The sequence below is a fragment of the Sphingomonas aerolata genome, from assembly GCF_023935825.1.
GTDB lineage: Bacteria > Pseudomonadota > Alphaproteobacteria > Sphingomonadales > Sphingomonadaceae > Sphingomonas > Sphingomonas aerolata.
Genome location: NZ_CP098762.1, coordinates 722,524 through 740,899, shown reverse-complemented (window position 1 = coordinate 740,899; position 18,376 = coordinate 722,524). Strand labels below are relative to the sequence as shown.

Sequence of the window (18,376 nt, the reverse complement as noted above, 5' to 3'; positions counted from 1 at the left end):
CGAAACGCGAAACGTCTCGAGCGATCGTGATCGGGTCGTGATCGAAGACCGGCACACGTCGTGACGCCAACCTTCCATTCTTCGTTCGGCGGGATAAGGCCCATGAAGGACCTACGCCGGCCCCTGGCAGCCTAGGCCCTGTCCTAGGCCGAACGGCCGGGTTCGCGGCCGCTTCGCCTGGCGATGGACCCGAACACGCTTCGGATCCCGGGCTGTGCGAGGTCGAGCGGGGCCATGCGCGGCGCTACCCCGCCGCCAGTGAGGGGGGGCTCTTTCCGGCGGCGGGGTCCCGATCCGGCGAGCGAGTCAGCCGGTCGAGACGATACTGGACACAAGAGCCGCCGGGTCAGCCCCGGCGGCGTGCCAGATGACGGATCATGTCCTCGAGCGCGACCGAGGACTGGTCGTGCATCACATAGCCCGCGACATGGGTGTCGGGCGCGAGGACATAGATGAGCGAGGAATGGTTGATGCTGTGCCCCATCTCGCCGGGCCTTGGTGGGATGTGCTCGCGCGCGACGTTGAACGCCTGCGTCGCGGCGTTCAGCTGCGCGCGCGTGCCGGTCGCGACCACCAGCCGCCCGTCGAACTTCTTGGCCAGCGCGCGCATCGCGGCAATGCGGTCGAGCTCGCCATGACCATGATGCGGCGGCGCCTGCAGCGCCATCGCCGCCGCCGCGCCCGGCCGGCGGAATCGCACGACGCCGAGCGGCGGTACGTCGATGTCGACGAACAGCGCACGCGCCGCGATCCCCGACTGGCGCAGCCGTTCGGCCGTCTGCACCATCCGCGGAATGGCCATCGGGCAGCTCGCGCGGCAGCGGCTGTACCCGAAGAACAGCAGCGTCCAGCGATCGCGAAAGTCCGAAGGCCCGATCGGGCGGCCTGCGACATCGGAAAAGTTGAACGCCCCGCCCAGCTGCGTGGGCATTGCCGCATGCGTCGCATGGCCGGGACGTGCGGACGGGGGGGCGGATCGGGTCGGGGGTGTGGTCATGATACGACAATCTGCGTCTTGGCCACGCCGCGGCCATTGTCCTGGACGCGGCGGGTGATCCAGTGGAGATATTCGATCGTTGCGCCGATCGGCCCGCGCTGAGTCGCGGTGATCAGGAAATCGAGACGAGCGGCGCTGGTCAGCTCGATCGGGGTGCCCGCAGGAAAGACGATCGGCGCATTCCAGTTTTCCTTGCCCAGCCGGTGCCCGTCGCACGACACGCAGGTCACCGGCACCTGGAACGTCACCCGAAGGATCGAGTAGCTCGCGTTGAGCAGCCGGATCAGGATCGTGTCGCCGACCCGCGCCTTCGCCGCGACCTTCTGATCGGTCATCGTCTTGGTCGGGAACACACCGTTGATCAGGAAATATTTGGGCTCGAACCGGTTCAGCCCGACATTTTCGCCGCACATGCCCGCATCATGGTTGTTGCTCAGCACATTGTGCCAGCGCGCATCCATGTCGTCGCACACCCAGAGCCGCTCGACCTGATAGCGCTGGTGCGGCGCATTCGCCATCGGCGACGAATAGAGATAGCCGGGCCCCTCCGGCGGATCGACGATCAGCCCGCCGAACATCCCCATCTCGAAATGCAGCGGCGTGTTGCGGTGGCAGTGATAGAAGAAGGTGCCCGGGCTCGACGCTTTCCACTGATAGGTGAACTGGTTCGCCACCTCGAACGACACATGGCCGACGCCGTCATGCATCGTCGTCGGCTCGATGCCGTGATGGTGGATCGTGTGCGCATGCTTGGCGGTGAGCAGCGTGACATGCACGATCTGCCCCTGCCGCACGCGCATCAGCGGCGAGGGATAGGGTGATTTGATGCCGCTCGCCGGATCCTCGAACGCCCAGTAGCGCAGCCGCACCCCGTCGGGCGCGACCAGGGTGCCGCTGGTCGTCACCTGCCGGACGAAGCTGATGTCGGGCGTCAGCCGGTCGGGCGTCGGCAGGCTCGCCTTGAAGACGTTGCACCCGAACGTCTGGAAATTGGTGACGCCCTGTGCCGCGGTCTTGGTCCAGTCGATCCCCGACGGACTGATACTCTCATCGCCCATGGTCATTCCCCATCGTCTCGACCGGATCAGAAGGCGTAGATCGGGCTGGTCATCGTCCAGTGCGTGACCAGTCCCTGCGGATAATTGCCCCCGCCCGCGGTCTGCGACATCTCGGTGTGGCAGTGCATGACGTATTTCAGCGGGAACGGCTCCTCCCTCGGCGGCCAGACCGGCACGTCGGGCGGCCGCTCGAACGGCAGGATCATGTCCTTGCGGTCCATCGGCCGCATGACCCACACGTCGCGTTCGTAGACGTTGGTCTCGCAATAGGGGACGCCGCTCGCGTCCGCCTCGGTGCATTCGAACAGGTGATTGCCGTGGATGTGCGCCGAATGCGTGCACAGCCCGGCATTCATCACCCGCAACAGCGTCGGCTGGCCCTGCTTCCCGACCGGCTCGATCGCCTGCGCGGCCGCCCGGTCGACGCTGGCCGTGGTGTCGTGGACCGCGGTATCGAACCCGCTCAGGCCGTTGATGTGGAAATAATCGGGCAGGAACGCATCGATCAGCGCCTGGCCCGATATCCGATACCCCGCCGCCACGCGCGCGTTGATCGCCGAATCGGTCTGCGAAAACAGCCACAGCTTGTCGCGGGCCGGATCCCCCGCCTTCCACCGCTCGCCGGGAAAGCGCGGATGCCGCCCGAACGCATCGAACACCGCGGCAATCTGCGGCGTGTGCATCGCGCGACTGAACGGCGTGGCCGAGCCCGCGACCGTCGTGCCCAGCGCAGGGTCGACGATGAAGGCGCCGTGCAGCCCGAGGATGCGGTTGAGCGGCGGCTCATACGGATCGTGATAGAGATAGGAGCCGCCGACCGGCGCGACGAAATCCGGCACCTGCCGCGTCTGGCCGGGGGGAATTTCGGGCACGGTCGCCTGCGGGATGCCGGTGATCGCAAAACCGTGCGGGACGAGGTCGTTGTTCGTGATGCTGATCGAGACGGGTTCGCCCTCGCGGTACCGCAACACCGGCTGCGGCTGGCCGCTTTCGTGGAAATAGAACACCATGTAGACGATCTTGCCGTCGATCATCTCCTTCTCGACCGGCTCGATGACCAGCCGGAGCGACTGCGCAAGATCGGACGACCCCGATAGCGACATCGGCGTCGGCGCCGGGCTGCTGAGCGGCGTGTCGGTTGGCGTGATCATCTGCTGCGCCGTCGCCGCCAGCGCCACCGTCGTTGCGCCGGCCCCAATCTTCAGAAAGTCCCGGCGCTCCATCGACTATCCCCATGACGTTCACGCAGCGCAATATCTGCCCGATTTCCCGGTATTTAGGTGCCAGACGCTGCTGCAGGATCAAGTAGGCCGCTCGGTCTAAGACCATGGACGATGCAGGGCCCGGGCGGGTCGCCGCGCGACATGGTTGCAGGCCGGGTCAATAGGCCTGCGCATGCACCGACGCCACCGCACCGGTTCGGTTGTGCACCCCGAGCGCCTTGAACAGCCCCGACAGATGCACCTTGATCGTCCCCTCGGCGAGGTTGAGCGCATGCGCGATCTCCTTGTTCGACGCGCCCCCGACGAGCAGTTGCAGCACCTGTTGCTGCCGCCGGGTGAGCGCGCCCTCGGCCCGCACCGAGTCCGGTTCGGGCGCCGACAGGTCGCCGACCATGTCGGGCAAGTAGATATGGCCCGCGGCGACCATCCGCACCGCCTTGGCAATCTCGTCCATCGGCATGGACTCGAGGATATAGGCGTGCGCGCCCGCGCTGATCAGCGACAGGATCTTCATCCGCTCGCGCGTCTGCCCGACGACGATGATCCGAAGGTGCGGGTAGGACAGGCGCAGCCGGCGCATCATCCCGTGACCCTGGCCGTTCAGAACATCGGTATTGATGACGGCGAGCTTGGTGCAGTGCGCCCTCAGGAGATGCGCCTGGACGCTGCTCCAGTTCGATGTCGTCAGAACCGTATCGGCTAGATGCTGCTGGCTTAGAATGCTCGATATGGCGTAGCGGAATATTTCGGCATTGCTTGCGACAATAGCGTTGGATCTATCCAATTCATCATTGCGAATGAACTGCTCATTCATGACGCCCCTCCATTGGATGTTTTTGTAATATTACGCGATAATCTTACCAAAGCTGCCTAGACCATTGGCCGAGGCTGCGACCACGCCGGGTCTTAGGCAAGTCCGTACGGATACGGACCCCAGACAGTCTGTTCAGGCTTGGCACACCATGCCCACCACACCGGCTTTGCTTCAATTTGAGACGGTTGCACTGCACGAAGACCCCGGCCGGTATCTGGAAACCCCTATGCGGAAAGCGTAGCATTTTGGTTCTTTCCGGCGGATTCGAATTTGGAGCGATCGTGCAGCGGCTATGGGCCATCGTCGACCAGCAGGAGACCGCGTCCGACTGGCGCTGGAACCTGCTGCAGGGCGTGGGTTTCGGCAGCGCCGCGCTGGTCGCCACGGCGGTCGGTCGGCACCTGTTCGGGATCGACCTGCCCTTCACCTTCGCGCTGGCGGCGATCGCGATCGGCGCCGTCCTGGGGGGTGCGCTGACCGCATGCGTGGGCGCCGCGACGACGATTCCCACCGCACTGGTGTTCAGCGCGCACCATCCGCTCGTGACGCCGCTGAACACGCTGGTCGTGACCGGTTTTGCGATCATCCTCGCGCTGTTCGGCGGTCGCATGACCCTTCTGCGCCAGCGCGCCGGCCTCGCGCAGGGCCGGTCGCACCAGCGCGAACTCTGTCTCCACTCGATCTTCAACACCACGCCCGCGGCGATGCTCATCGTCGACGCGGCGGGCGACGTGCTCGCGATCAACCGGAGCGCGCGCGGCATCCTCGGGATCACCGACCCCGATACCGGACGCCTGCGGCTCGCGGACCTGCTTCCCGGCCTGCCCGACCTGTCCGGCGACACCGCGACCGCGCACGAGCTGTGCCGCGCCGATGGCACGCGTCTCGCGCTGTCGCTGTCGAGCGGCCCGCTGCCGTTCGCCGCGACCGGGCTGCGCACGCTCCATCTCCGTGACGAGACCGAACAGGTCGCCGCCGCCGAACGGCTCGCGCTGTTGCAGGCGGAGCTCCACCAGCTCGCACGCGCCACCGCGCTCGGCCAGCTCGGCTCGGCGATCGCGCATGAACTGAACCAGCCGCTGGCGACCGCCGCGAACTTCGCCACCGTTGCGCAGGCGGCGCTGGCGCGCGGCCGCGACGTAGGCGAGGTCGGCGCAGCGCTCGACGGCGCGGTCCAGGAGATCTTCCGGGCGGCCGCCGTGCTCAAAAGGCTGCGTCGGTTCGTCGAGCGCGGCCCGTTACAGGCGCAATGGGTCGATGCGCGCGACATCATCGCGGAGGGGGCGATGCTCGGCATGCTCGCGGTCCGTCAGGCCGGAGCGGAGCTGAAGGTCAGTATCGCGCCCGATCTCGGCGAATTGTGGATCGATGCGATCCAGATCCAGCAGGTCCTGCTCAACCTTATCGCCAATGCGGCCGATGCGGTGTCCGACACGGCGGTCCGCGTGATCGATCTGCGCGCCGTCTCGGGGCCGGACGGGCAGTGCACGATCACCGTCTCGGACACCGGCCCCGGCATCGCACCCGGCCAGGAACAGGCGATCTTCGCCCCGTTCCGGACCAGCAAGCCCCATGGCCTCGGCGTCGGGCTCGCCATCTGCCGCGCGATCGTCGACGCGCATGAGGGGACGATCACCGCCGTGACGAACAGCGGCGGCGGCGCGACCTTCCGCATCTCGCTGCCACAGCGTCCTGGTATCGGGTCCAGTGGAGAAATGGTCGCCCATGCCGCGTGACCGGCCGATCTACATCATCGATGACGAGCCCCAGATGTGCCGCTCGCTCGAAATGCTCCTCGCGCTGGAGGATTTCGAGACCCGGTCCTTCCCCAGCGTCGAGGCGTTCATTAGCGACCTCCCGCGGCTTCCGCCCGGGATCATCCTCAGCGACGTCGCGCTGGGCGGCCTCAGCGGGCTTGAGCTGCTGCAGACCCTCCCTTCGCTCGACCGGTCGGACCCGGTGATCCTCGTCACCGGTCATGCGGATATCCCGATGGCGGTAGCGGCGATGAAATCGGGCGCCGCCGACCTGCTCGAAAAGCCGTTCGAAGCGCAGCGGCTGCTCGGCGCGGTGGCGGCGGTCCGCGACCGGATCCTGCAATCGACCCTGCTCGAGCAGCGCCTCGCCTCGCTCTCGCACCGCGAACGCCAGGTCCTGCGCCAGATCGTCGAGGGGCTAACCGCGAAACAGATCGCGACGCGGTTGGATATCAGCCCGCGCACGGTCGAAACCTACCGCGAGCATCTCATGCGCAAGACGGGCGCGACCAGCCTGGCGCAGCTCGTCCGGTTCGCGGTCGAGGCGCGCGTCACGTGCGTGCCGTTGTAAGAAACAGCCGATCTTAGGCTATGCTTAACCCCGCCGCCCCATAGCGCAGTCGCAGGGAGACCGTGGCTATGGTACTGGAACAATACAGTTTTGATAATGTCGCGCTGCCCGAGCTCGACACGATGCGCGTCGAGGACCGCGACACCCTGCCGTTCGGGGTGGTCGGGTTCGAAGCCGACACGCTCGTCCAGGTCTATAACGCGACCGAGGCGCGGATGTCGGGCCTGGATCCCGCAACGGTCATGGGCGTGCCGTTCTTCGATGCGGTGGCGCAGTGCATGAACAATTTCATGGTCGCGCAGCGGTTCGAGGACGAGCCCGAGATCGACGACATCGTCCCCTATGTCCTGACGCTGCGGATGCGCCCGACCAGGGTCCGGCTGCGTCTGCTCGCGGCACCCGGCATTGCGCGCCGCTATATCCTCATCGAACGCTAAGCCGCTTCGATGAGCGATAGGTCGACCGAGGAAGAGCTTCTCGAGTTTCTGTACGCCTGCCCCGTCGGCCTGATCGAGTGCGACAGCAGCGGCGCGATCGCGATGATGAACCCGCACGCGATGCAGCATCTCCTGCCGCTCGCCGGGCCGCGCGATCCCGGCAATCTCTTCGCCGCGCTTGAACATCATGCGCCCGAATTGCGCAGCATCGTCGCGGCCTATGCGCCGGCGACGGGACGGATCTGCGACGGCCACCGGATCTTCGTCGATCTCGCCGCGCGACGGCGCACCACCACACCCAAGGTGCTGGCGTGCACCCTGGTCAAGCTCGGCCCCGATCGACTGATGGCGACGCTGTCCGATATCAGCGAGCAGGTCGCCCAGGAGGCGCGGCTGCGTCAGGCGGATACCTGGTTTGCCACCCTGCTCGACAGCGTCAGCCATTATGCCGCGCTGACGATCACGCCCAGCGGCGAGATCCAGTCCGCCGACGCCTGCTTCGCCCGCCAGACCGGACACGACGCCGCCGATGTCATCGGACGCCACCTCGCCGAGATCGGCGGGAGCGAGGCGAGCGGCGGCGATCTTCGCCTGGACGAGCAACTGCTGATCGCCGCGCGCGAGGGCTGGCATCTCCAGGAAGGATGGCAGCAGCGCGCGGATGGCGAGCGCTACTGGTGCCAGCGGCTCGTCGTCGCGCGGTCCGAACGGGGTGAGCCCCGCGCCTCCGGCTTCTCGGTCATCCTGCGCGACGTGCCGCGGCGTGGCGAGGCGGCGGCGGACATGCGCCGGCTGTTGAACCATGATCACCTGACGGGCGCCGCCAACCGGCGGCATTTCGGCGAGGTGCTGAAACGCGAACAGCGGCACTGGCGCGAGCTGCGGCAATCGCTGTCGCTGATCGTTCTCGACCTCGATCATTTCAAGGCGGTCAACGACACACATGGCCATCCGGTCGGCGACACGCTGCTCCGCCGCGTTACCGATGTGTGCACCGCGCTGCTCCCGCCCTGCGGGATATTCGCGCGGCTCGGGGGCGAGGAGTTCGGCGTCCTGCTGCCGCGCTATGACGAGGATCAGGCGGCGGCGCTCGCCGAGGCGATGCGCGCGGCGATCGCCGGCATCGCGGTCGACACGCCGCGCGGTGGCTTGCACGTCACCGCCAGCCTGGGCTGCGCCGCGCTGAACGAAACCGACGGTTCGATCGATGCGCTGCTCGCGCTGGCGGATGATCGCCTCTACGCCGCCAAGCATGCCGGGCGGAACCGGGTCCGCTCGCGCGAGACCGCGACCGCGTGACCCGGCCCGGACTGTCGCGTGCCGCGGTGCACCGCATCGCCTGCGCGGTCGTCGCGACCGAGATGGCGCGGCTGCGCGATCCCGCGCCGCCGGCCGCGACACGCGGCGACTGGCCCGAAGCCACGCCGATCGGCGACGAGGGCCTCGGGCTCGATTCGATGGAGCAGCTCGGCGCGCTGGGCGCGCTGGCGGAGGCGTTCGAGCTCGACGACGACACGCTCGGCGAGGGTCCGCCGCAGACGGTCGGCGCCTGGACCGACTGGATCCTGCGCGCGCACGCTACCGGCCCCGGCCGGATCGCGGTGCGGACGTCCGGTTCGACCGGCAGCCCGCGCCAGTGCGTCCACGCCGTCCCCGAACTGCTTGAAGAAGCAGCCTTCTTCGCGACACGGTTCGCCGACCGGCGGCGGGTCGTCGCACTGGTCCCCGCCGATCATCTCTACGGGCTGATCTGGACCGCGCTGCTGCCCGACGCGCTGGGCGTTCCCGTCGTCGTGCGGACGGTCGGCGCATCGCTGTCGCTCGAGGCGGGCGACCTCGTCGTCGCGGTGCCCGATCAGTGGCGCGCGCTGTCGCGGATGACGCACCACTGGCCGGGGGATGTCGTCGGCGTCAGTTCCGCCGGGCCGCTCGACGACGCCGTCGCCGCCGTGCTGCTCGCGGCGGGGCTTGCCGGGTTGGCCGATATCTACGGCGCCTCCGAAACCGGCGGTATCGCGATGCGCACGCTGCCCGCGCTCGATTATGATCTGCTGCCCCGCTGGCAGCTCACCGCCGCCGACCCGGATGACTGGCGGCTCGTCGACTGCGACGGCCGGCACCACGACCTACCCGACCATGTCGCGCGTCTCGGCGAGCGCGTCATTCGCCCGGTCGGCCGGCGCGACGGGGCGGTCCAGGTCGCCGGGCACAATGTCTGGCCAGGGCGCGTCGCCGGCGTGCTGCGGACGGTGGAGGGTGTCGCGGACGTCGCGGTGCGGCTGCACGGCAATGGCCGGTTGAAGGCGTTCGTCGTGCCGCACCCCGGTCAGGACCCCGCCCGGCTGTCCGCGCGGATCGAGCAGTTGGCGGCGAACCGGCTCACCGATCCCGAGCGTCCGAAGGCCTATCGCTTCGGCACGGCGGTGCCGCGCACGGCCATGGGAAAGCTCGAAGACTGGGGCTGATGCCGCCCCGCCGGCGTCTAGCGCCCAGTCAGCGCATAGCCGCGGGTCTTCTCGCCGAGCGCGGCGTAGATCGCGGCCTGATCGAGGAGCAGGTGACGCTGTTCGTCGGTCTCCGCAGCCGCGGCCGCGGCCAGCGCGTCGATCGTCAGCCGCTCATAGTCGGGGGTCGGGTCTTGGTCTGGCATGGGCCTGCCGTTCATTCCTCTTCACGATGTCCCGTGACGATAAATGGCCTGCCTCCGGCCGCAACCTGCTTAAAACGCTGCTTAACCGGCCAGAGAGGTTGCGCACCTCCGGGCGCCGTCGCACGGCTGCGGATACTATTCCGGCATCGCCATCGCGGATTCCCGCCGTCACGGTCGCCGTCACGGCCGGGTAATCTGAGTTAAGATTCTGACCCATATAGACGCGTGACAACAAACCCATCCTGCCACATCGCGCGCAGCACTGGATCGCGAATCTCGTCATAGGGGCAAGGCGCGAGATGGGCGACCGGATCGCTCGCGGCGATACGGCCGTCATTTCTGGCTTTCAAACAGTCTCTTGCGAAATCCGGCATCCTGCGGCCCCACTGCTGTCGTCGCGTCGTCCGACCCATGCTCAGATTCTTACAAAAGGGGCAATGGCTTGTCCCAAACCGACACAGCGCCCCACGCCGCACGGAGACACGGTTCGCCGCGCCGCGAGCCGCACGGTCCGCACTGCCTCTACAGAAGCGACGATCGCGGCCGACGCTCTACGCAAGTACAGCCGAACCAGCGAGACTCACCCGACGGCCGGATGCGGCAGATGAGCCAGCAACGCCCGCCATCGCTCACAAGGATGTTCGTCAAAATTCTGAGCCTGTACGCCCTTCGACATTGCCGCACCGCAGCAAAGTCTGTGCGCATTGCAGCGGTGATTTATCGCACCCGCCTTTCACCTTCCTCACAACCGCCGATCGCAAGGAAAAAGCGTCCGGCCACCATTGTGCAGTGATAGCGCTATCGATATCATCCCGAAAACAGTCGAAAACGGGAGAGCGGATATGCGCATCGGATGTCGCGGCAACGAAGTCGTTCGAGGGGCAAGACATCGTCTTGCATGGCTGGTCGGCCTGACGATCGCAGTCGCCCCGCCCGCGCTGGCGCAGTCCTCCGACACCATGGCGTCGATCGCCATTCCCGCGCAGCCCGGCGCAATCGACCTCGGCACCGGGAAACTCCCCGGGGCGACCGCTTCCGAAGCCTGGCACAGCCAATATGGCAGCGTGTTCGCGCGCAACGTCACGGTCGCGACGCTGACCCCCGTCCTGCCCGATCCCGCCAAGGCCAACGGCACCGCGGTGATCGTCGCGCCGGGCGGTGGATTCCGCACGCTGTCGATGGAGAATGAGGGCTGGGACGTGGCGCGCGCGCTTGCCGCGCGGGGCGTCGCCGCGTTCGTGCTCAAATACCGGCTGAATCAGACGCCGGCGGATCTCGAAACCTTCGCACGTCCCGCCCCCGCGGGTGCCCCCGCTGGCGCATCCCCGCCACGCCGGGACCCCGCGGCGATGATGGCGGGCCTCGCGCCGCAGATCGCCGATGCGCGCGCGGCCTTCGCACTCGTCCGTAAGCGGGCGGGCGAATGGCACGTCGATCCGGCCCGCATCGGCATGGTCGGCTTTTCCGCGGGCGCGATGCTGACGATGGCGACGACACTGGCAGGTCAGGACGCGAAGCCCGCATTCATCGGCAACATCTACGGCCCGCTCGCCGCGATGACGGTGCCCGCCGACGCACCGCCGATGTTCGTCGCGCTGGCGGCGGACGATCCGCTGTTCGGCAATGCCGGCTATGGCCTGATCGACAGCTGGCGCACCGCCAAACGCCCGGTCGAGTTCCACCTGTTCGAACAGGGCGGCCACGGCTTCGGCATGTATCCGAAGACCACCACGAGCACCGGCTGGTTCGACGAATTCGCGCGCTGGATGGCAATGCACGGCTGGATCAAGCCCGCGCAGTAACCGCGCCCCTCACGACGCGATCGCCGCCTCCAGCGTCTGCAGGAACCGCGCCGGCGCCTCGACCTGCGGTGCATGACCCAGCCCCTCGAGGCGGATCAGCCGCGCGTCGGGGATGCGTCGTGCCGCGGTCACCGCCGCCTGCGGCACGGTCTGCACCTGTGCCCGCCGGTCGGGTGCGGCGCGGTTCGCCCGGAACGCGGTCAGATCACGGTCGCCGATGATCAGCCGCACGGGCATCGCCAGCCGCGGCAGTTCGGCCGCGACCGGCTGGGTCTGGATCATGTCCGACAGCCGCGCCTGCGCATCGCGCACCACATCGCCGTCGGGACCGGCATATTGCCCCGCCAGCATCGCCACCCAGCGATCATAGGCCGGGCGCCATTCCCCGTGATAATAGTTGCGCAGCTGATACGCCTTGATCGACGCGGCATCGGTTTTCGCCTCCTCGGTGCGCAGCGCGCCGAGATCGGTATAGGGCACGCCCTGCGCCAGCGTGTCGTTCAGCCCGAGCGGATTGACGAGCACGAGCCGCGACACGCGCTCGGGGTGGAGCAGCGCGAACCGGGTCGCGAGGATCCCGCCGGTCGAATGGCCGACCAGGATGACCTTGCCCGCCCCGGCCCGGTCGAGCAGCCCGCAGGTCAGTTCGGCCATCGCGTTGAAGCTGTATTGATAGCCCTTGGGCTTGGACGATTTGCAGAAGCCGACCTGATCGGGCGCGATCACCCGGTAGCCTGCACCCGCCAGCCCGCGCGCGGTCTCGTCCCAGGTCGCGGCACAGAAATTCTTGCCGTGCAGCAGCACGACCGTCGTGCCGTTCGCGCGCGCGGTCGGTGCGAGGTCGAGATACGCCATCCGCACCGCCTCCCCCTGCGACGATCCGTCATACCAGCGCAGCGACGCGGGATAGGCAAAGCGCTCGAGATTGGCGCCGAGCGGCACGGTCTGGGCAAGGCCCGGCGTGGCGGAGGCGGTGAAGGCAGCGACGGCGGCGATCGCGGCGGGGATTTTCAAACGGATCATCCGCCTCTAACGACCGGCCGCCACGAGGTGTCCCGTCCTACAAGCCCGGACCCTCCCCGTCATATTTGAGTTCGAGATACCGCCCCTGGATCGCGATCTCGTCGAGGCTGGTCCGCCCGAGGCATTCGCCGGCGCGCGCGAGCTCGGCATCGATCAGCCGCAGTCCGTTGATCAGGTGATCGTCGGGCGTCCGGCCATCCGCCTGCATTTCGCGCCGCGCTGAAATGCCGACCATCCGCCAGCTGTCGACCAGCGCGGGCAGCTCGACCGCGACCAGCTTGCGGATCGACGCCGCGGCCGGGCTACGCGGATCGAGCCGGGCGAGGCGCGGCGCCAGCGCCTCGAACCGGCTGCCCAGGGCATCGGCGAGCCGCAGCGCGGGCAGCGGCATCATGCGGCGTTGTGCGGCGAGCCAGATCCCCGCCTGCTCGGCGAGCCCGGCCAGCCCGGCCTCCACCAGCGCCTCGCGTCCCGGTGCGCGCGGATCGGCCTGCGCGACGATCATGATCACCAGCAGCAGCATCAGCGCCGCTGCGACGGCAAGCGCCAGCATCGCCGGCAGGACCGCGGCGAACACCGCGCCGCCGAGCAGCGAAACGATCGCCGCGAGGACCAGCCGGACCATCAGCCGCTTCTGCCGACGCGCCCTCGCCTCGCGCTCGCGCCGCGCCTGCTCGCGGCCCTCGGGAGACAGCCGCCGGAGCAGCTCTTCGGCCTGGGTGAGCCCGACATCGGCGAACCCTGCCGCGACGCTGCGGGCACGGTCGATCATCGGGGCGCGCTGACCGCTATTGTCGTCCATCGCGCGAGGATGCCGGTCTTTGCGCGCCCGGTCCAGACCCGCGCGGTGCGACAGACGCACCCAAAGTGATCGCAGATCGACGTCAAATTGATCTATGTCAATTACGACGGCCGGTGCGATGGAACGGTTCCGCGCCTGCATCGTCCGGTAGGGGTCAGTTTCGCGAGGCCCCATGACCCCACCCACCTTGTTGTTTTTACACGCTCTTGGCGCCAGCGCGCGCGAATGGCAGCAGGTCGCCGATCACCTGTCCGATCATGACTGCGTCGCGCTCGATCTGCCGGGGTTCGGCGACGCGGCCGATACGGGGCATGCCGATGTCGGGACGATGACCGACTGGCTGGCGCAGGAGATCCGCGCCCGCGACCTCACCGCCTGCGTGCTCGTCGGGCACAGCATGGGCGGCAAGATCGCCACGCTCGTCGCCGCGCGCGCCGCCGCGGGCGAACCGGGTCTCGCGAACATTCTCGGCGTCGTGCTCGTCGCCGCCTCGCCTCCCTCACCCGAACCGATGGACGAAAAACGCCGGGCGGAGATGATCGGGTGGTTCGCCGATGGCCCGGCGTCGCGTGAAAATGCGGAAACCTTCGTCGATGCCAACAGCGCCGAGAGGCTCCCGGAGGCCCTCCGCGACCAGGCCATCGACGACGTGCGGCGATCGAACCGAGAGGCCTGGCTTGGCTGGCTCGAACGCGGCAGCCGCGAGGACTGGGGCGCCGCGGTCGGGCAGCTCGCGCTCCCCGCGCTGATCATTGCCGGAACCGAAGACGGCGATCTCGGCGAGGATGCGCAACGCCGGCTCAACCTGCCGCATTATGCCAATGCCCGGATGCGCGTCGTCCAGGGTGCCGCGCACCTCATCCCCTATGAACAACCCCGCGCGCTCGCCGCGCTGATCCGCGAGCATGCGGCACTGGCGACGACGGCTGCGCTGCCCGAAGATTTCGCCCGGCTGCTCGACTCCGATCGCGTCAGCAGCGGAACGCGCGCCGCGATGCTCGACCGGATCTACCCGATGCCCGTCGGTACCGCGTTATGGGACGAGGCCGACCATGCGACCGTCGCGGCACTGGTGGCCCGGATCCTCCCCGATTGCGGCGCCGACCGTGCGCTGGCGGGTCGCATCCTCGACTCGGTCGCGCAGGGTGTCGGCGACGGCTGGCGCTTCGCCGAACTGCCGGACGACCGTGCGGCATGGTCGCGCGGGCTCGCGACGCTCGATACGGCAACCGGCGGTTTCGTCGCGCTGGCCGATCCGGACCAGGACGGCTGGCTCGATCGCATCGCCGGCGGCACGGTCGGCATCGAGGAGGACGCGACCCGCCTGTCGCCCGTGCAGATGCGGCTCTGGTTCGAGGATGTCCGCGCCGAGACGGTGCGCATCTGGATGGCGCAGCCCGCGACGATGGCGGCGATCGGCTATGACGGCTTTGCGATCGGCGGCGATGGCCCCCGCAAGCAGGGCTATACCCGCACCGGCGCCGACGATCCCGAAGCGTGGCAGCGCCCGTCGCAGGAGCGCGGGGCGTGACGACGAGGCAGCATGGCGCGAATGACGTCGTCGATGCGGTCGTGATCGGCACCGGCGCGGGCGGTGCGCCGCTCACGGCCCGGCTCGCACAGGCGGGCCTGTCGGTCGTCGCGCTCGAGGCGGGCCGCGCCTTCCGCCCCGACGAGCATGTCGCCGACGAGGTCGCGGCCGACATCTACTGGATGGAAGAACGGCTGAGCGGCGGATCGACGCCGACCGCGTTCGGGTCGAACAATTCGGGGATGGGCGTCGGCGGCTCGACGCTGCACTGGGGCGCCTTTTGCCCGCGTCCCGATCCCCGCGACCTGCAGCTCAGGACGCTGACCGGCGAAGGCGCCGACTGGCCGATCGATCCTGACGAGCTGACCCGGTACATCGCGGAGGTCGAGGCGTTCACCGGCGTCTCGGGCCCGGCCGACTATCCGTGGGACGCCACCCGCCGCTACGCCTATCCCCCGGTCGCGCGCAACGCCGCCGCCGACGCCATGGCGCGCGGCTGCGCGGCGCTCGGCATCACCGCGACCGACGCCCCCGCCGCCTTGGTCTCGCGCGATCGCGACCAGCCGCACTGGGGACAGCGCCAGGCCTGCGTCAATTGCGGCGCCTGTCATCAGGGCTGCCGCAACGCCGCCAAGACGAGCATGGACACGACCTATCTGCCCCTCGCAGTGGCGCATGGGGCCGAGATCCGCGCCGGCGCCCGCGTGATCGCGTTCGACTATGACGGCCGCGGCCGGATCAGCGCGGTCGTGTACAGCCAGAACGGGCAGGAGCATCGCCAGCTTTGCGCCGCGGTCTTCCTGTGCGCGGGCGGAATCGAGACGCCGCGTCTGCTGCTCAACCTCGGCATCGCCAATTCGAGCGGTCAGGTCGGGCGCAACTTCATGGCGCATGTCGCGACCCAGATCTGGGGCCGGTTCGACGCCGAGATGCGGATGAACCGCGGCTATCCCTCCTCGCTGATCAGCGAGGACATGATGCGACCCGGCGATGCCGGCTGCGCGGGCGGCTATCTGATCCAGAGCCTCGGCGTGCTCCCCGTCAACCTCGCCACCGGGCTCGCCCGCGGTGCCGGCCTGTGGGGCGAACGGCTGCAGACGCTCCTGCGCGGCTATAACCGGATGGCCGGGATCGGGATCAACGGCGAATGCCTGCCGCATGCCGACAACCGGCTGACGCTCGCCGACGAGGTCGACGCCTTTGGCCACCGCAAGGCGCGGATCGACTTCAGCTATCATGCCAACGAACAGGCGATCGATCGCCACGCGCGGCGCACGCTCAGCGACATCTGGGCGGCGGCGGGGGCGCAGGACATCTTCGCGGTCGATCGCTCGGCGCATACGATCGGCACCTGCCGCATGGGGCATGACGGCGACACCGCAGTGGTTGATTCCGACGGCCGCAGCTTCGACATTGCGAACCTGCGGATCTGCGACAATTCCATCTTTCCCAGCGCATTGGCGGCCAATCCCGCGCTGACGATCATGGCGCTGTCGCTGCGCACCGCCGACCGTTTTCTCGCATCCGACGATTGAGGAGTTTCACATGAATCTGGGTATCAAGGGGCGCATCGCGCTGATCAGCGGCGCGGATTCCGGCATGGGCAAGGAAACCGCGCGACTGCTCCTCGAGGCCGGCGTGCGCGTCGCGATCACCGACCAGCCGGGCGGCACGCTCGACGCGGCGCTCGCCGAACTGTCGCCGCTCGGCGAGGTGGTCGCGGTGACCGGCGACGTCACCAACCTCGACGATGTCCGCGCGATCTGGGCGGAGGTGCGCGAGCGGCTCGGCGATCCGGACATCTATGTCAACGCCGCGGGCGTGACGGGCGCGACCGGCGACTTTCTCGATGTCGACGATGCGGGCTGGGAGCAGACGCTCGACATCAACCTCATGGGCGCGGTGCGCATGTGTCGCGAGGCGATTCCGGCGATGCGCAAGGGCGGCTGGGGCCGGATCGTGCTGTTCGCCTCCGAAGACGCGGTGCAGCCCTATGTCGACGAACTCGCCTATTGCGCGTCGAAGGCGGGGATCCTCGCGCTCGCGAAAGGGCTGTCCAAGGCCTATGGCGGCGACAATGTCCTCGTGAACACCGTCTCGCCCGCGTTCATCGCGACGCCGATGACCGATAAGATGATGCGCAAGCGCGCCGAGGAACGCGGCGAGAGCTTCGACGCGGCGATCGACAGCTTCCTCGAGGAGGAACGCCCGGGCATGGTGCTCAAGCGCCGTGGCAAGGCCGAGGAGGTCGCCGCCGCCGTCGCCTTCCTCTGCTCGGAGCGCGCGAGCTTCATCAACGGCGCGGGCATCCGCGTCGATTCCGGCTCGGTGTTCACGATCGCCGGATGACGGAACAGCGCGTGCACCGGATCGGGTTCGGCGGCGGGTGCCACTGGTGCACCGAGGGCGTCTTTCAGGCGCTCCTCGGCGTGCAGACGGTCGAGCAGGGCTTCCTCCAGTCCGAGGCGCCGTCGGACGCCTGGGCGGAGGGTGTGATCGTGACGTTCGATCCCGCCGTCATCACCCTCGCGACACTGGCCGAGGTCCATCTTCGCACGCATTCGGCGAAATCCGGCTATTCCCCCGCCGGACGCTACCGCAGCGCCATCTATGTGTTCGAGGACGACCAGCGCCCCGACGCCGAAGCCGCGATCGCCCGGTTCGTAGCCGAGAGCGCTGAGCCGGCCCGCACGCTGGTCCTGCCGTGCACCGGCTTCCGGCCCTCGGACGCGCGCTTCCAGAATTACTACCGGACCGATCCCGACCGGCCCTTCTGCCGCCGCTACATCGATCCCAAACTCGACTATATCCGCACCCATTTCGCCGCCGTCGCCCTGCCCGCGGAGCCGCGCGCGTGAGCGTGTTCTTCACCGCCGACACGCATTTCGGCGACCACCGCACGATCAACATCGCGCGCCGGCCGTTCGCCGACACCGCCGCGATGGACGCCGCGCTGATCGAGCGGTGGAACGCGGTCGTCGGGCCGCAGGACGTGGTGTGGCACCTTGGCGACGTCGCGCGTCGCCCCGCGGACGTGGCCGGGCTGCTCGCGCGGCTGCACGGGACCAAGCACCTGCTGCGCGGCAACAATGATCCCGATGCGACGCTGGCGGCACCGGGCTGGGCCAGCGTCGCCGACTATGTGGAGATCACGCTCGACGACCGGCGGCTCGTCCTGTGCCATTACCCGTTCCGCAGCTGGAACGGCCAGCACCGCGGCGCGCTCAATCTCCACGGGCACAGCCATGGCCGGTTGAAGCCGATGCTCCGCCAGTTCGACGTCGGCGTCGATGTCGAGGGTCACGACTATGCGCCTGTCCGGCTCGACAGCCTGCTCGCGCCCCGGCGATAGGTGCAAGGGGGATGGGCGGGCGCGTGAAACGGATGGCCGGACTGGCCGAGGCAGCGGCGCGGACCGCGCAGGCATCGGACGACCCGCCCTGCGCGCTCTGCGGCCGCCCGCTCGGCCACCGCGTCGAGCGCCATCACGTCGTCCCCAAGAGCGAGGGCGGTACGCAGACCGTGCCGGTCCATCCGATCTGCCACCGCACCATCCACGCCTTCGTCGCAAACCGCGACCTCGCCACCAGCTACGCGACGATGGACCAGCTCCGCGCGCGCGAAGATATCGGCCGCTACCTGCGCTGGATCGTCGACAAGCCCCCCGACTTCCGCGCCCCCACGCGCAAGCGCAGCACCCCCTGAACGGAC

The 18,376-nt window shown here is 68.5% G+C and carries 20 protein-coding genes; 13 read left to right on the top strand and 7 right to left on the bottom strand.

Annotated features, from left to right (window positions below):
- Positions 1–346: 346 nt before the first annotated feature.
- The 4 genes from NEF64_RS03580 to NEF64_RS03565 all read right to left on the bottom strand — a co-directional run bounded on the left by NEF64_RS03580 (position 347) and on the right by NEF64_RS03565 (position 4,062).
- Entirely contained in the window at positions 347–997 is a 651-nt protein-coding gene (locus tag NEF64_RS03580) for an SCO family protein (protein ID WP_082446920.1), read from the bottom strand.
- Entirely contained in the window at positions 994–2,061 is a 1,068-nt protein-coding gene (locus NEF64_RS03575; protein WP_252574616.1) for a multicopper oxidase domain-containing protein, read from the bottom strand. The genes NEF64_RS03580 and NEF64_RS03575 overlap by 4 nt, the downstream gene beginning before the upstream one ends.
- Before the next feature lie 20 nt (positions 2,062–2,081).
- The gene (locus NEF64_RS03570) at positions 2,082–3,278 is read right to left on the bottom strand and encodes a cupredoxin domain-containing protein (protein ID WP_056407143.1); all 1,197 of its coding nucleotides are present in this window, start codon (positions 3,276–3,278) and stop codon (positions 2,082–2,084) included.
- A 157-nt stretch (positions 3,279–3,435) separates the two neighbouring features.
- Positions 3,436–4,062, bottom strand: coding sequence for a LuxR C-terminal-related transcriptional regulator (locus tag NEF64_RS03565; RefSeq protein ID WP_192069587.1), 627 nt, complete (start codon positions 4,060–4,062; stop codon positions 3,436–3,438).
- A 311-nt stretch (positions 4,063–4,373) separates the two neighbouring features.
- On the opposite strand from NEF64_RS03565, the gene NEF64_RS03560 reads away from it, so the two are divergent.
- The 5 genes from NEF64_RS03560 to NEF64_RS03540 all read left to right on the top strand — a co-directional run bounded on the left by NEF64_RS03560 (position 4,374) and on the right by NEF64_RS03540 (position 9,322).
- A complete protein-coding gene (locus tag NEF64_RS03560) occupies positions 4,374–5,828 on the top strand; it encodes a sensor histidine kinase (RefSeq protein WP_156360374.1) in 1,455 nt (484 codons plus the stop codon).
- Complete coding sequence (locus NEF64_RS03555; RefSeq protein WP_056407136.1) at positions 5,818–6,420, top strand: response regulator transcription factor; 603 nt, start codon at positions 5,818–5,820, stop codon at positions 6,418–6,420. Before NEF64_RS03560 ends, NEF64_RS03555 begins: the two co-directional genes overlap by 11 nt.
- Before the next feature lie 68 nt (positions 6,421–6,488).
- Entirely contained in the window at positions 6,489–6,857 is a 369-nt protein-coding gene (locus tag NEF64_RS03550) for a phosphonate transporter (protein WP_031394610.1), read from the top strand.
- A 9-nt stretch (positions 6,858–6,866) separates the two neighbouring features.
- Positions 6,867–8,156, top strand: a complete 1,290-nt coding sequence (locus NEF64_RS03545; protein WP_056407134.1) for a sensor domain-containing diguanylate cyclase — start codon at positions 6,867–6,869, stop codon at positions 8,154–8,156.
- Positions 8,153–9,322: an AMP-binding protein gene (locus NEF64_RS03540; protein WP_056407132.1), complete on the top strand. Its 1,170-nt coding sequence runs from the start codon at positions 8,153–8,155 to the stop codon at positions 9,320–9,322. The genes NEF64_RS03545 and NEF64_RS03540 overlap by 4 nt, the downstream gene beginning before the upstream one ends.
- Before the next feature lie 17 nt (positions 9,323–9,339).
- Here the strand turns inward: NEF64_RS03540 and NEF64_RS03535 are convergent, their stop codons facing one another.
- Entirely contained in the window at positions 9,340–9,507 is a 168-nt protein-coding gene (locus tag NEF64_RS03535; protein WP_156360373.1) for a hypothetical protein, read from the bottom strand.
- Between the two features lie 604 nt (positions 9,508–10,111).
- Here NEF64_RS03535 and NEF64_RS03530 point away from each other — a divergent pair.
- Positions 10,112–10,300 carry a hypothetical protein gene (locus tag NEF64_RS03530; protein WP_156360372.1) on the top strand — a complete coding sequence of 63 codons (189 nt, stop codon included), beginning with the start codon at positions 10,112–10,114 and terminating at the stop codon, positions 10,298–10,300.
- Between the two features lie 49 nt (positions 10,301–10,349).
- A complete protein-coding gene (locus NEF64_RS03525; protein ID WP_056407130.1) occupies positions 10,350–11,309 on the top strand; it encodes an alpha/beta hydrolase in 960 nt (319 codons plus the stop codon).
- Positions 11,310–11,318: 9 nt separating this feature from the next.
- Here the strand turns inward: NEF64_RS03525 and NEF64_RS03520 are convergent, their stop codons facing one another.
- Both NEF64_RS03520 and NEF64_RS03515 read right to left on the bottom strand, forming a co-directional pair.
- Positions 11,319–12,332 carry an alpha/beta fold hydrolase gene (locus NEF64_RS03520; protein ID WP_082446916.1) on the bottom strand — a complete coding sequence of 338 codons (1,014 nt, stop codon included), beginning with the start codon at positions 12,330–12,332 and terminating at the stop codon, positions 11,319–11,321.
- A gap of 37 nt (positions 12,333–12,369) precedes the next feature.
- Entirely contained in the window at positions 12,370–13,134 is a 765-nt protein-coding gene (locus NEF64_RS03515) for a hypothetical protein (protein ID WP_082446915.1), read from the bottom strand.
- Between the two features lie 187 nt (positions 13,135–13,321).
- Between NEF64_RS03515 and NEF64_RS03510 the strand changes: the two genes are divergently transcribed.
- Genes NEF64_RS03510 through NEF64_RS03485 form a run of 6 tightly spaced genes read left to right on the top strand, consistent with a single transcriptional unit; the run spans position 13,322 to position 18,370 of the window.
- Entirely contained in the window at positions 13,322–14,665 is a 1,344-nt protein-coding gene (locus tag NEF64_RS03510) for an alpha/beta hydrolase (protein ID WP_056407128.1), read from the top strand.
- Positions 14,662–16,200 carry a GMC family oxidoreductase gene (locus NEF64_RS03505; RefSeq protein ID WP_056407482.1) on the top strand — a complete coding sequence of 513 codons (1,539 nt, stop codon included), beginning with the start codon at positions 14,662–14,664 and terminating at the stop codon, positions 16,198–16,200. The genes NEF64_RS03510 and NEF64_RS03505 overlap by 4 nt, the downstream gene beginning before the upstream one ends.
- A gap of 10 nt (positions 16,201–16,210) precedes the next feature.
- The gene (locus NEF64_RS03500; protein WP_056407126.1) at positions 16,211–17,014 is read left to right on the top strand and encodes an SDR family NAD(P)-dependent oxidoreductase; all 804 of its coding nucleotides are present in this window, start codon (positions 16,211–16,213) and stop codon (positions 17,012–17,014) included.
- Positions 17,011–17,523, top strand: a complete 513-nt coding sequence (locus NEF64_RS03495; protein ID WP_056407125.1) for a peptide-methionine (S)-S-oxide reductase — start codon at positions 17,011–17,013, stop codon at positions 17,521–17,523. Before NEF64_RS03500 ends, NEF64_RS03495 begins: the two co-directional genes overlap by 4 nt.
- Positions 17,520–18,017, top strand: coding sequence for a metallophosphoesterase family protein (locus NEF64_RS03490; RefSeq protein WP_056407122.1), 498 nt, complete (start codon positions 17,520–17,522; stop codon positions 18,015–18,017). Before NEF64_RS03495 ends, NEF64_RS03490 begins: the two co-directional genes overlap by 4 nt.
- 32 nt (positions 18,018–18,049) lie before the next feature.
- The gene (locus NEF64_RS03485) at positions 18,050–18,370 is read left to right on the top strand and encodes an HNH endonuclease (RefSeq protein WP_056407120.1); all 321 of its coding nucleotides are present in this window, start codon (positions 18,050–18,052) and stop codon (positions 18,368–18,370) included.
- The last annotated feature ends 6 nt before the right edge of the window (positions 18,371–18,376 follow it).